Below are 13,180 nucleotides of genomic sequence, written 5' to 3'. Positions count from 1 at the left end.
TTTATTCAAACACCAGGGTGCCGAAATCGCCTCGGCGGTGGAAATCCGGCTTCTCGCTGGTCACCGGGGACCAGGCCAGATAGTGGGGATGCTCGGTCTCATCGCCGCACTTGTAGACGTTGGCGCAGCAAGTGCCGGAATAGGTGAAACCGGGGAAGTAGCGGCCCACAAACTCCGCGGGGATGCGGAAGGTGATGCCCCAGGTGTTCTCCTCCTGCCAGCTCTGGGGGCAGAACAGCTCGTCCATCTTCTTGACGATCTGGCGCACTCGGGTGGGGCGCGTGCCGCCAAAGCCCAGGTTCAGGGACTTGAGGGGATTCCACTCAAAGTTGAAGTACCGGGCGTCCTCCTCCACGGGGGCAAAGAAAAATTCCAGGCAGCTGTCGTTGCACACCTGGTCCAAGGTCCCGGTGAGGGTGGCACGGATGGGGCTCTCCTGGGCCTCCAGGCGCACGTACAGGTTCTCCCCGTCGTGGCACAGCTGCATCCAGGCCTTCACTCCGGCAGGCTCCAGCCAGCCCGTCTCCTTCAGCTCTGCGCGGGGGATGTTATCCCAATGGGCCCCGTCTCCCCGGAGCACACGGTAGGTCTCTTTCATAGATTTGTCAACTCCAGTCTTGTTCTCAGTCATCAAAGGCCCCGTTGGCCTCCATGTAATAGCAAATAATATCCACAAATTCGCCTGTGGTTGGCTTGACACGGATGGGGAATCCCGCCATCTCTCTCAGTCGCTCCTGGTCGCCTTTGTTCCACTGGTGGTCCCGAATGAGCCGCAGATTCCGTTCCACCGTCGCCGGGGTGGCCTGGTCAAAGTGGGCGGCCACAGCCGGATACAGTCCCTTGGTGATGCGGCGCAGCAACTCCGGCTCCGTGTGGGCCAACTCCACCGCACACACCAGCTGTCGCAGGGACAAAGACTCGCCAATCAATCCCATGGAGCGCAGGACCTCTCGAATCGCCCGTTGTTGATTCAATGTCATCCCGCCTTCCCTCGTTTTTCTCAGGTCTATTTTACTATAACTCCCAGAAAAACGAAAGAAATTTCATTCTGATTTTTCGACGTGATTCGACACCCCAATTTAGCCCTTCACCAAGGCCACAATGCGGGAGGTACCCAGCCGGGCAGCCCCCAGGTCCAGGAAGGTCTGGGCATCTTCCAGGGATGTAATCCCTCCGGCAGCTTTCACCTGCACCTGTGCTCCCACATGGGCACGCAGCAGGGCCACGTCTTCCGCCGTGGCGCCCCCAGAAGAAAATCCGGTGGAGGTCTTGATAAAGTCCGCCCCACTCTCGGTCACCAGCTCACACAGCTTCACTTTCTCCTCTTGGGTCAGCTGGCAGGTCTCCACGATCACCTTGAGGATATGCGTCCCGCAGGCCTCCTTCACCGCCCGCAGCTCCGCCAACACGTCCGACCAGCGGCCATCCTTCACCCAGCCCAGATTGACCACCAGGTCAATCTCACTGGCTCCGTTTGCCATGGCATCCTGAGCCTCGAACACCTTCACCGCTGTGGTGGAGTAGCCATTGGGAAACCCAATGACGGTACACACGGGGAGTTTTCCCGCCAGATACTCAGAAGCCTGCCGCACATAGCTGGGCGGGATGCACACCGAGGCGCAGCCATAGGCCACCCCGTCGTCGCAGATCTGGCGAATCTCCTCCCAGGTGGCGGTAGGGCGCAGCAGGGTGTGGTCCACCGCCGCCAAGATGCGCCGTTCGTCCAATTCTCTCACCTCCCCCATGGTTTTATCTCTTCCCCATCATACCCTCCCTTCTGCCCCATTGCAAGAGGTTTTCCCTTTCCTCTTAACCATTGGTTGAATTTACTCAAGATTTCCTCCATTGCACTCAACCACCATTTTTCCTATAATACAACCATCAAGCGAATGGAGGGATTTCCATGAACCAGTCTTTGAGCGCCACCATCACCCGCCTGCGCAAAGAGCGGGGCTTAACCCAAGAGCAGCTGGGCCAGCTGGTGGGTGTATCCGCCCAAGCGGTGAGTAAATGGGAAAAGGGCGGTGCCCCGGATGTGGAGCTGCTGCCCGTGCTGGCCGACCGTCTGGGGGTGAGCATGGACGCTCTGTTTGGCCGGGCCGACCCGTCCACTGCGGATATGACCACCCAGTTTCAGCAGTGGCTGCTGTCGATTCCCTTGGAGCAGCGTTTTTCCGCCTTATTTGAATTGCTAGCTGCCACCTCCACCTGTTTGGGCAGCAACTTGATGAACTCCGGCTTTTTTCCCTCCATGACTTTGGGTTCTACCTGCTATGTTGACAACATCGTCCCCAACGCCACTTCTCGCACATGGCTTCGAGCCTATGTCAAATCGGAGGAGGGCTTGCTTTTGGGCGTGCTGGCCAAAGACTTTCCCCTCTATTTGTTGATGCCAGAACCGCCTGACGGATACCGGAACAACCTTCCCTCCCCGGAAGAATGCCGAAAGCTCTTCTCTGCTCTGGCACTTCCTGGCGCCATGGAAATACTTCTTTTCCTCTACAGACGAGAAGAGGGCTTTTACCACCCCTCTGCCATTGCGAAACACACAGGCCTACCATTGGACGATGTGCTGTCCGCTCTTCCTCAAATGGCAGAGTGTGAGTTACTCAAGAAAAAGGATTTGGAGCTGGAGGATGGCCCCACCCAGGTCTATACTCTCCACGACAACTATGCCTTTGTCCCCTTTCTATTCTTCGCACGGTGGCTGACGCAACCGGAAGACGCCCATGTGTTTGCCTGTGACATCCGCAAACGCCCCATTCTCGCACCACCCCCTGAGAAAAAGGAGAACCAATCATGAAACAACAACTTGACCGCACCCTCTACACCCGTGCCATGTTCCGGGGTAATCGGCTTTGCTTTGTCATCGCCACAGCGCTCATCTGCCTGGGCTCTTTTTGGAATCTGATCGTCTCCTATCTCCTGGGCCACATCCTGGATATTATGACCACCGGAGATCTGCAAGAGCTTCTCAATACCCTCTGGTTCTGTCTGGGCCTGACCGCCGTGATTCTGATCAGCGAACTCATCATGTATCGCTTTAAGGGACGATTTATCCACCGCGCCCTGGCCCAGTACAAGGACCTAGCCTTTGCTCAGCTGTCCCAGAAGAGCATCCGGGCCTTCGCCCAGGAAAACACCGGGCGGTACCTCTCCGCCCTCACCAACGACACCAACTCCATCGAAGAAAATTACCTCAACCAGTTTTTCCTTCTCCTCTCTCAAGCGCTCATGTTCGTCGGCGCTCTGGCCATGATGCTGTGGTACAGCTGGAAGCTGGCCCTGGCCGCCATCCTACTCAGCCTGGTCCCCATCGCCGCCACCTTGGCCACCGGCGAAAGGCTGGCCGCCCGGGAAAAGCAGGTCAGTGAGCAAAACGAGGGCTATGTGGCCATGCTCAAAGACCTGCTCAGCGGCTTTCCTGTCATCAAAAGCTTCAAGGCAGAGGGACAGGTCCTCTCCCGCTTTACCCAAACCAATGCCAGCCTGGAGCACACCAAGGAGGGCCGCCGCTGGTATGCCAGCTTCATCTCCATTCTAGGCAGCTGTCTGGGCTTCCTGGTCCAGTTCGGCATCTTCCTCTTCGGTGCCTATCTGGCCATCCGAGGGGAGATCACCCCGGGCACCGTGCTCATCATGGTCAACCTGTGCGGCCTGCTTCTCAATCCCATCCAGACGGTGCCCCAGTACTGGGCCGCCCGCAAAGCCGCCCTGGCCCTCATGGACAAGCTGGCAGAGCTCACCGCTCAGAACCAGCAGGAGAGCGGCGTATCCATCCCCGCCACGCTGAGCCAGGCCATCACCCTGGACCACGTGTCCTTCGGCTACGAGCCGGACAAGCCCATTCTGCAAGACCTCACCGCCCAGTTCCAGGCCGGGAAGACCTACGCCATCGTGGGCGGCTCCGGCTCCGGCAAGTCCACCCTGCTGCACCTGCTCATGGGGGCCAGCGGGGCCTATACCGGCTCCATCGCCATCGACGGCACCGAGCTGCGGGACGTGGACGCCCACAGTCTCTATGACCTGATGAGCCTCATGGGGCAGGATGTATTTCTCTTTGACGACACCATCCGCAACAACCTCACCATGTTCCGCTCCTTCCCTGAGGAGGAGGTGGCAAAGGCTGTGGAGCGGTCCGGGCTGTTCCAGCTGCTCCAAATGCGGGGTGAGGACTACCGCTGCGGGGAAAACGGCGTGAACCTGTCCGGCGGCGAGGGCCAGCGCATCTCCATCGCCCGGTGCCTGCTGCGCCGCACCCCGGTGCTGCTGCTGGACGAGGCCACCGCCGCCCTGGACAATGCCACCGCCGCCGCTGTCACCCAGTCCATTCTGGACTTGACGGGCACCACCCGCATTGTGGTCACCCACCGCTTAGAGCCCCAGCTCATGGCTCAGTACAATGAGATACTGGTCATGCGAGACGGACGCATTCAGGAGCAGGGCTCCTTCTCCGACCTCATGGACCGAAAGGGATATTTCTACTCCCTGTTTACCCTGGCACAGCCGACCTAATGAAAACGGCCTGACGGTATCCGTCAGGCCGTTTTTTATCGTTCCAGCAGTCTGGCCACCCAGGTGCGATGGACCACCATGGCGCTTTTGGGGCAAAACTCCTGGCAGCAGAAGCAGCGGATGCACTTGTCCCGATGGACCACCGCCTTCCCCTTCTCAATGGTGATGGTCTTGGCTGGGCAGATGTTGGCGCACACGCCGCAGCCCACACAGTGCTGTTTCACCACCTTGGGCTTCTGGCTGAACACCTTGGCCATCACCGCGCCCCGCAGCCGCTTGGACAGGTGCTTCCCGTCCCCCTCAAAGAGGTGGCCGTTGCCCGTCTCAATGCGCTGGAAGTCCGGGACCACAAAGTCCTCCACGTTGCCCTGGACGGTCAGCTCCTCCACGGTGGGAGGAATGAGCCCTCGCTCCAGCGCCGCCTCCAGGGTGGGCACCTCCTCCCGGCGCAGGCCCAACAGCTGGGCGCACACCAGGTCCGCCTTGTGAGGGCTCTCAGAGGCCGCCAGAAGGCCCACATGGCGCGGGGTACCTCCGGTAGGCCCATTGCCCTCCATGCACGTCACAGCGTCCACAATGGTCAGGCGTGGCTTAAAATACTCGTCCAGGTCCACGATCATCCGGGCGAAGTCCCTAGGGTCAGGAAACCGGAAGTGGTACTCCGGCTTCATGGCGCCTGGGATGGAACCGAACATGTTCTTGGCTCCACAGGTCATAGCCATCATGCCGTGGGTCTTCAGCTTGCAGAAATTGATGATGGCATCCGCCTTTGAGAGGTAGGCGGTATAGGTGAACTGGCGGCACACCTTGCCCTGGGGGTACTCCCCCTGGGCGTGGCTGAAATCCCAGTTCAGGCGGCCCCCCGCCTGCTCCACCTGTTCCATCCCGGTGGCCTGGTACACCCGCTTGACATAGGCGGCATTGTACAGTCCACCTGGGCTGTCCCCCACCACCACGTCCGCTCCACGCTCTGTCAGCATGCGCACCAGGGCGCACAGCAACGACGGGTGGGTGGTGGCCGCCCGTTCCGGCTTGAGAAAGGTCACCAGGTTGGCCTTGATGGCAATTCTCATTCCCGGCTTCACCCAGGAAAGACCCCCCAGGGGCTCCAACACCCGTGCCAGAGCGGACTCCACCTCCCCCTGGGAATAGTCCTTGCAGGGGGTGAGCACCACATCCGGTTTCATACGATTCCTCCTTTGGACAAAAAACTCCCCCGGCCGATGCAGCCGGGGGAGTTGGTACAGCGATTTGAGAAACTTAGGCTTCCTCGGTCTCCTCGGTCTCCTCCACGTCGTTGCCCTCCAGCAGAGCACGGATGGACAGGGACACCTTCTTGTTCTCCTCGTCGATGGCGATGATCTTGGCGTCCACCATCTGGCCCTCAGTCAGCTCGTCGCCGGGCTTCTCCACACGGTGGTCGGCGATCTGAGAGATGTGGATCAGGCCATCCACGCCGGGAACGATCTCGGCGAAGGCGCCGAAGGTCATCAGCTTGACGATGCGCACGTTGGCCACATCGCCCACGGAGTACTTGCTGGTGAACACAGTCCAGGGCTCCTGGCTGCGGTCCTTCATGCCCAGAGAGATCTTCTTCTTCTCGGGGTCGAAGCCGATGACGTACACGTCCACCTCGTCGCCCACGGAGACAACCTCAGCGGGGTTCTTGATGCGGGACCAGGACAGCTCGGAGACGTGGACCATGCCGTCCACACCGCCGATGTCCACGAAGGCGCCGTAAGAAGTCAGGCTCTTCACGGTACCGGTGTAGTGCTTGCCCACCTCGATGTTGTTCCAGATCTCGGCAGCGGCAGCGGCACGGGCCTCAGCGGCCACGGCACGGATGGAGCCCACCACGCGGCGGCGAGCACGGTTGACCTCGGTGATGCGCAGCTGCACGCGGGTCTTCACCATGCCGGACAGGTCAGCACCACGGGGCTGGCCGGACTGAGAGGCGGGGATGAACACGCGGATGCCCTTGACGTTGGCCACCAGGCCGCCCTTGTTCTCCTCGGTGATGATGCCTTCCAGCACTTCCTTGCTCTCCACGGCGTTCTCGATGGTCTCCCAGTTCTTGGCAGCATCCAGACGCTTCTTGGACAGCTTCACCATGCAGTCGCGGTCGCTGACCAGCATGACGTAGGTCTCGATCTCCTCGCCAACCTTGGCAATGTCCTCCACCTTCACGTCGGGATCATCGCTCAGCTCGGACACGGGGATGTAACCGGGATACTTGATGCCCAGCTCCACCTGCACCTCGGTGGGTGTGATGGCAACGACAGTACCAGTGACCTTATCCCCCGTATTCAAAGTTTTGAACGATTCCTCCAGCATTTCAGCAAAGGACTGTTCAATCTCCATAATTTCGTCGCTCATTTTGTTGTAGACCTCCTTTATTATCCACTCCGGTGTGGATGCACCGGCAGTGATGCCAAGCGTCCGGACAGAGCAAAAGTCCTCCGGGGACAGAGCGTCTGCTTGCTCCACCTGCACCACGTGGGCACAGGACTCCTGGCAGATCTGGGTCAGACGCCGGGTATTGGAGCTTTTGGGGTCTCCGATGACGATCATACTGTCACACCTGCCGGCCAATTGAGCCGCCTCAGTTTGACGCTTAGACGTAGCACCACATATTGTATCAAAGTATTCCGCATTTGTACACACTTTTTTTGCGTTTTCAACGGAATTTTCCCAATTCGCCCGAATGGCCGTGGTTTGGGAGACAAACGTCAGGGGTTGATGGACCAATTCGGGGCAATTTCGGAAGACTTTTTCCAGTTCCTCCCAGTTTGCTGCCACCACAGAATGTTCTGCACATCCGGCAATACCCACGATCTCCGGGTGGTCCGGGTCACCCACAATCACAGGCACCCGGCCCTGGGCGGCGGCATTGCGGACAATGTCGTGGATGCGAGTGACGTTGGGACAGGTGGCGTCCACCACCTGGCAGTCCTTCTCCTGAAGCTGGGCGTACACCCGGTCCGGCTCTCCGTGGGCCCGGATGAGCACCGTGGCCCCCTGGGGGACCTCCTCCAAGCTGTGGACGGTCACTGCCCCCAGCTCTTCCAGTTTGGCAATCACATGGGCGTTGTGGGTGATCTCCCCCAGCAGATAGATCTTCGGGGTCTGGGCCAGCTGTTGGGCTTGCTCCACGGCTCGGCGCACGCCGTAGCAGAAGCCTGCGGACTTGGCAAGGAGCACTTCCTTCATACGCTACCTCCCAAATGATGAATCCGGTCCATGAGATCGTCAGCAATGCGCTGATAATCCTCCGGTCCCGCTTTTCTCCCCTCGTAGACGGGGGCATAGGGCTTACCAAACACCACCCGGGTCTTACGGAACAGCTTCTTCTTGGGAGCGATGTACACCGGGAGGAGCATGGTCCCGGTACGGGTGGCAAACATGGCGGCTCCGGTGTGGGCCGCGGCGTTCTCCCCCTCTTTCACACGGGTTCCCTCAGGGAAGAGCAGCAGCTTCTCCCCGTTGCGCAGCACCCGCATGGCCTCCTTGATGGCGGCCACATCCGCCTTGCCTCGCTTGATGCCGATGATGCCCGCCTTTCCCAGCAAAAAGCCCAGGACGGGAATCTTCATCAGCTCTTCTTTTGCAATGATGCGGGTTTGGCACCTCCAGCCTAAGGCGCACACCACATAAATGGGGTCTCCCAAGGTGGTGTGGTTGCCGCACATCACCACGGCTCCCTCCGGCACGTTCTCCCGGCCCTCGGCTTTCCAGGGGTGGAAGATTCGCATGAAAATCCAGATCAGAGGATACAGCACAGCATACAGTCGATTCATGGGCGCACGCCCTCCCTTCCCAGCTTGGCCACAATGGTCTCCAGCAGCAGCTTGTGGCTCTCCTCCAGGTCCTTGCCGGTGGTGTCCACCACGGTGGCGTCCTCCGCCTGTTTCAGGGGGGCAATGGCCCGCTCCATGTCCTGTCGGTCCCGCTCCACCACGTCGGCTAAAATCTGCTCCAGGTCGGCCTGCTGGCCCCGCTCCAGAAGCTCCAGATAGCGGCGCTGGGCCCGGTCCTTGGCGTCGGCAGTGAGGAAGATCTTCACGTCCGCCTGGGGCAGCACCACCGTGCCGATGTCCCGGCCGTCCATGATGACGTTGTGGTTGTCCGCCAGGTGCCGCTGCTTGCTGAGCAAAAAGGCCCGCACAGGAGCCAGGGCTGCTACCTTGGAGGCGTAGCCGGAGATCACATGCTGACGGATGGCCTGGGAGACATCCTCCCCGTCCAGATACATCCGCTGCTGTCCATCCTCCCCGTGGCCCATGGTGATATCCACCTGGCCCAGGACCTGCTCCACCGCCTGGGGGTCGCTGGGGTCCACGCCTCGGCGCTGGACCGCCAATCCCACCGTGCGGTAAATGGCCCCGGTGTCCACATAGAGATATCCCATCTCCTGGGCCAAAGCCCGGGCCAGGGTGGATTTCCCCGCCCCGGACGGGCCGTCGATGGCTATGCTGTAATACTTCATTGCGCTGCGCCGTCCTTTTTCTCTAAATATTCTGTGACTGCCTGTCCCGCCCCCCAGCCGGTGGCCCAGGCAATTTGCAGGTTGAATCCGCCGGTATAGGCGTCCACGTCCAACAGCTCCCCGGCAAAGAAGAGCCCCGGTACCTTCTTGGACTGCATGGTCTTGGGGTCTACCTCCCCCACCTTCACGCCTCCGGCGGTGACAATGGCCTCTTCCACCGGACGGGGCCCGGACACCTCCACGGAGAAGTCCTTCAGCGTCTCCAGCAGGCTGCGCCGCTGCTCCCGCCGCAAATCATGGGCCTTGGTGTCCAAGGGAATGCCCGCTCGGCTGGCCACCACCGGAATCATGGACTGGGGCAGCAGCCCGCCCAGGGCGTTGCCCATGTTCTGGTTGGCCCGGTCCGTGAAGTCCCGCACCAGTCGGGCGTCCAGCTTGCCCGCATCCAGGGCAGGCTTTAAGTCAATGTGCAGGGTATAGTGGTCCCGTTGGAAGTTCATATGGGCAGAGGCAGAGAGCACCAGGGGCCCGGACATGCCAAAGTGGGTGAAGAGCATCTCCCCCATCTCCTGGTAGACCACTTTTCCCTTTTTATTTTTCGCCCGCACCTCCACGTTGCGCAGGGACAGCCCCTGCATCTGCTTACAGCAGGGGTCGGAGGACTCCAGGGGCACCAGAGAGCCCCGCACCGGGATGATCTCATGCCCCGCCTGCTGGGCCAGTCGATAACCATCCCCGGTGGAGCCGGTACGGGGATAGGAAGCCCCTCCGGTGGCCAGGATGACGCAGCCCGCCTCCAGGCCCTGGGGGCTGTGCTGGGTGGTCACCCCCACCACCTGGCCGTCTTGGAGCTTCAAGCCCGTGACCCGGTCCCGGCGCAGCTCCACACCCAGGCGACGCAGCTCAAAAAACAGGGCGTCGATGATGTCGGCGGCCTTGTCCGAAACGGGAAAGACCCGGTTGCCCCGCTCCACTTTCAGCTTGACCCCCAGGTCCTCAAAAAAGTCCATGGTGGCCTGGGCGTCAAACCGGGACAGGGCGCTGTACAAGAACTTGCCGTTGCGGGGGATGGAGGCCATCATCTCCTCCAGCGAGCAGTGGTTGGTGACGTTGCACCGCCCCTTTCCGGTGATGTACAGCTTGCGCCCCACCTTCTCGTTGGGCTCCACCAGCACCACCTGGGCCCCGCCTCTGGCGGCAGAAATGGCCGCCATCATTCCGGCAGCTCCCGCTCCCACCACAATTACGTTTTCTCTACTCACCGTCGTTCCATTCCTCTCCCAGGCGTGTTTGATTACTTCCCGTCATACTCCACCTTCTCATACACCTGATACTCGTCCCAGATGTTCTCCAGCCGCTCAAAGGTAGCGGTGACCTCCGCCTCCTTCTTCCGTCCCACCGCCGCAATCAGGGCGTTGAGGATGGACAGCGGAGCCACCAGGGAGTCCACAAAGGAGGCCATGTCGCTCTTGGCCAACAGGCGGAGGTTGGCCGTATCATACAGGGGCGACATGGCGCTGTCGGTGAGGGCCACCACCGTGGCCCCCTGGTCCCGGGCAAACTCCATGGCCCGCACCGTGCGGGTGGAGTAGCGGGGAAAGCTGATGCCGATGACCACATCTCCCTCTCCCACCCGGAGCATCTGCTCAAACATCTCGCTGGCCAGGGTGGTGTGCACCTGGCGCACGTTGTCAAAAATCAGGTTGAAATAAAAGGCCAGGAAATCGGACAGGGCGGCCGCCGAGCGTACGCCCAGGATGTAGATATGTTTGGCCTTGACAATGGCCTCCACAATCGCCGAGAACTCCTCCCGGCTCAGCTCCTCCAGGGATGTACGGATTTTCTCAATGTCAGACTGCACCACCTTCTCCAGCAGGTCGTGGTCCCCCAGTCGGTCGTTGGACACCTCAATGCGCTGCACGGTGGTGAGCTTGCTGCGAATCATCTCCTGCAAGGCCCGCTGCATGGCGGGGTAGCCGTCAAAGCCCAGCTCGGCGGCAAAGCGCACCACCGTGGACTCACTGATGCGCACCGTCTGCCCCAGCTTGGCTGCCGTCATAAACGCCGCCTTGTCGTAATTCTCCAAAATAAAACGGCCAATCAATTTTTGGCCCTTGGAAAATGTGCCCATATTGCTCTGAATTAGCGTTAAAATGTCCCGACTCACAGCGGTTCCCCCTCACTGGCTCCTTGCCCAAGAAAATCGGCGTACCACCAAGGGCCGCCGATTTCCATCATTGTTTCTCTGTCCTATCATACTCGCTCTTTTGGTAAAATGCAAGAGGTTTTGCAAGAAGTTTACCGTCACTTGCAAATTTCATGAAACAATTCCTGCATCTCCCCTGCGGTCAGGGTCCGCCAGGTGCCCCGTTTCAGGTTTCCCAGCCGGAGATTGCCCTCCCGCACCCGCACCAGACGGGTGACGGTGACCCCGGCGGCGGCGCACATCCGCCGCACCTGGCGGTTTTTCCCCTGATGAATGACGATTTTCAGCTTCTGAGGCCCCAGAGGCTCCACCTCATCGGCCACCATGTCCTCCCCATCCACCACCATGGGCTTGGAGAGGATGGGCAGGGCCGCCGTCACGTCTCCGGTGACCTGGACGTGGTACTCCTTGCGCACCTCGTGGGAGGGGTGGGTGAGCTTGTGGGTGAGGTCTCCGTCGTCGGTGAGCAGCAGCAGCCCCTCCGAGTCCATGTCCAGCCGTCCCACTGGCCATACCCGCACCCCGCAGTCTGCCACCAGCTGGGCCACTGTCTTGCGCCCCTTCTCGTCCGAGAGGGTTGTGACGTACCCCCTGGGCTTGTGGAGCATGAGATATGTATGGCGGCGGGGCTGGGTCAATGCCACCCCGTCCACCTGGATGTGGTCCCGCTGGGGGTCCGCCTTCTCTCCCAGGGCAGCCACCCGTCCGTTGACCTGCACCCGCCCTGCGTTCAAATACTCCTCCGCCTTGCGCCGGGAACAGATCCCGGCCCCGGAGAGAATCTTCTGTATCCGTTCCTCCACACGCTCACGCTCCTTGTCTAAATCAGTCCCATGCCGGGCACGGTGGTCTCCCAGCTCTTGCCCCACAGGCCCATCCACCAGCGCACCAGGGCGTTGGGTTTCCATCGGTCGTCTTCCACCCCGGTCCCCGTCTCCACGGGCATCCCTGCCACCACTTCCCCGTCCAGAATCCAGCGGGCAGTGCCCACCTGGGTCCCGGCGGGAATGGGAGCGGTCAAGGGAGAATATACGTCCAGCTGCATGTCCAGCTGTTCTCCCTCCGCCAGCGGGTACCAGCAGTCCCCCTGGGCCACCAGAGACACCGTGGGCTGCACACTGCCCACCACCGCCGCCTGGCCCACCGTTGTCCCCTCCCCGCACAGCTGGGTGACCGGGTAGGTATCAAAGCCGTAGTGGAGCAGGGCCTGATGGTCATCCCAGTCATCCGGGTCGTTGAGGGTGACGCACACCAGGGTCTGTGCCCCCCGGGTGGCCGCCGACACCAGAGTGCGGCCGGAGGCCTCGGTGTACCCGGTCTTCATGCCCACGCAGTCCTCCTCCAGCCACAGAAGCTTATTGTGGTTGACGAAGGTGCGCCCTTCCAAGGAAATGTTCTGGGTGGCGCAGATGTTGGCCACCGTGGGGTTTCCCAGGCAGGCGCAGGCCAGAAGGGCCATGTCATAGGCAGAAGAGTAGTGCTCCTCCTGGTTGAGGCCGCTGGGGTTGGTAAAATGGGTGTTGCTCATGCCAAGCTCCCGGGCCTTCTCATTCATAAGCTGTGCAAACCCCTCCAGGTCCTCCCCAATCCAGCAGGCGATGACCTGGGCGGCATCGTTGCCCGACTGGAGCAGCAGCCCGTAGAGCAGGGTCTCCAGAGTCAGCTGGTCCCCCGCCTTGAGATAGAGAGAAGAGCCCTCCACCCCCTCCAGCCATTCCGGTTCCACGGTGATGACCTGGGACAGGTCGGAGGTCTCCTCCACCGCCACCAGGGCGGTCATCAGTTTGGTGATGCTGGCAATGGGGCGGGGCGTGTGCATGTCCTCTTCAAAGAGCACACGCCCGGACCCCACATCCATGAGCACCGCCGACGAGGCGGAGGTGGACACTGCCCCCGCCGGGGCGGAGGTACCAAACAACAGCGTTAAGGCCACCAACAGGGCCGCAATCTTCCTCAAAAAAGGTCACTCCCAT

Annotated in this window: 13 protein-coding genes; 2 read left to right on the top strand and 11 right to left on the bottom strand. The window is 60.8% G+C overall.

Annotated elements, in window-relative coordinates:
- Nucleotide 1: 1 nt before the first annotated feature.
- The 3 genes from B5F12_RS01965 to deoC form a co-directional block, all read right to left on the bottom strand.
- A complete protein-coding gene (locus tag B5F12_RS01965; protein WP_158096725.1) occupies nt 2-598 on the bottom strand; it encodes a carbohydrate-binding family 9-like protein in 597 nt (198 codons plus the stop codon).
- A gap of 25 nt (nt 599-623) precedes the next feature.
- Nucleotides 624-980 carry a sporulation initiation factor Spo0A C-terminal domain-containing protein gene (locus B5F12_RS01960; RefSeq protein ID WP_087229490.1) on the bottom strand — a complete coding sequence of 119 codons (357 nt, stop codon included), beginning with the start codon at nt 978-980 and terminating at the stop codon, nt 624-626.
- Nucleotides 981-1,079: 99 nt separating this feature from the next.
- Entirely contained in the window at nt 1,080-1,727 is a 648-nt protein-coding gene (gene deoC / locus B5F12_RS01955) for a deoxyribose-phosphate aldolase (RefSeq protein ID WP_087229810.1), read from the bottom strand.
- A gap of 176 nt (nt 1,728-1,903) precedes the next feature.
- Between deoC and B5F12_RS01950 the strand changes: the two genes are divergently transcribed.
- Both B5F12_RS01950 and B5F12_RS01945 read left to right on the top strand, forming a co-directional pair.
- Entirely contained in the window at nt 1,904-2,803 is a 900-nt protein-coding gene (locus tag B5F12_RS01950; RefSeq protein ID WP_087229487.1) for a helix-turn-helix domain-containing protein, read from the top strand.
- Nucleotides 2,800-4,515: an ABC transporter ATP-binding protein gene (locus tag B5F12_RS01945; protein ID WP_087229484.1), complete on the top strand. Its 1,716-nt coding sequence runs from the start codon at nt 2,800-2,802 to the stop codon at nt 4,513-4,515. Before B5F12_RS01950 ends, B5F12_RS01945 begins: the two co-directional genes overlap by 4 nt.
- Before the next feature lie 35 nt (nt 4,516-4,550).
- On the opposite strand, the gene B5F12_RS01940 is transcribed toward B5F12_RS01945, so the two are convergent.
- From B5F12_RS01940 to B5F12_RS01905, 8 genes are all read right to left on the bottom strand, one after another.
- Nucleotides 4,551-5,702 carry a DUF362 domain-containing protein gene (locus B5F12_RS01940; RefSeq protein WP_087229481.1) on the bottom strand — a complete coding sequence of 384 codons (1,152 nt, stop codon included), beginning with the start codon at nt 5,700-5,702 and terminating at the stop codon, nt 4,551-4,553.
- Nucleotides 5,703-5,775: 73 nt separating this feature from the next.
- Nucleotides 5,776-7,725 carry a bifunctional 4-hydroxy-3-methylbut-2-enyl diphosphate reductase/30S ribosomal protein S1 gene (locus tag B5F12_RS01935; protein ID WP_087229479.1) on the bottom strand — a complete coding sequence of 650 codons (1,950 nt, stop codon included), beginning with the start codon at nt 7,723-7,725 and terminating at the stop codon, nt 5,776-5,778.
- Nucleotides 7,722-8,312 carry a lysophospholipid acyltransferase family protein gene (locus B5F12_RS01930; protein WP_087229477.1) on the bottom strand — a complete coding sequence of 197 codons (591 nt, stop codon included), beginning with the start codon at nt 8,310-8,312 and terminating at the stop codon, nt 7,722-7,724. Before B5F12_RS01930 ends, B5F12_RS01935 begins: the two co-directional genes overlap by 4 nt.
- The gene (gene cmk, locus B5F12_RS01925) at nt 8,309-9,001 is read right to left on the bottom strand and encodes a (d)CMP kinase (protein ID WP_087229474.1); all 693 of its coding nucleotides are present in this window, start codon (nt 8,999-9,001) and stop codon (nt 8,309-8,311) included. The genes B5F12_RS01930 and cmk overlap by 4 nt, the downstream gene beginning before the upstream one ends.
- A complete protein-coding gene (locus tag B5F12_RS01920) occupies nt 8,998-10,263 on the bottom strand; it encodes an NAD(P)/FAD-dependent oxidoreductase (protein WP_275532686.1) in 1,266 nt (421 codons plus the stop codon). The genes cmk and B5F12_RS01920 overlap by 4 nt, the downstream gene beginning before the upstream one ends.
- A gap of 32 nt (nt 10,264-10,295) precedes the next feature.
- Nucleotides 10,296-11,168, bottom strand: a complete 873-nt coding sequence (locus B5F12_RS01915; RefSeq protein WP_087229468.1) for a MurR/RpiR family transcriptional regulator — start codon at nt 11,166-11,168, stop codon at nt 10,296-10,298.
- Nucleotides 11,169-11,305: 137 nt separating this feature from the next.
- A complete protein-coding gene (locus tag B5F12_RS01910; RefSeq protein ID WP_087229465.1) occupies nt 11,306-12,010 on the bottom strand; it encodes a pseudouridine synthase in 705 nt (234 codons plus the stop codon).
- A 17-nt stretch (nt 12,011-12,027) separates the two neighbouring features.
- Nucleotides 12,028-13,164 carry a D-alanyl-D-alanine carboxypeptidase family protein gene (locus B5F12_RS01905; protein WP_143482304.1) on the bottom strand — a complete coding sequence of 379 codons (1,137 nt, stop codon included), beginning with the start codon at nt 13,162-13,164 and terminating at the stop codon, nt 12,028-12,030.
- Nucleotides 13,165-13,180 lie beyond the last annotated feature (16 nt).

Source organism: Pseudoflavonifractor sp. An176 (assembly GCF_002160435.1).
In the GTDB taxonomy this organism is placed as follows: Bacteria; Bacillota; Clostridia; order Oscillospirales; family Oscillospiraceae; genus Enterenecus; species Enterenecus faecium.
This window is presented reverse-complemented; position numbering and strand designations above follow the sequence as displayed.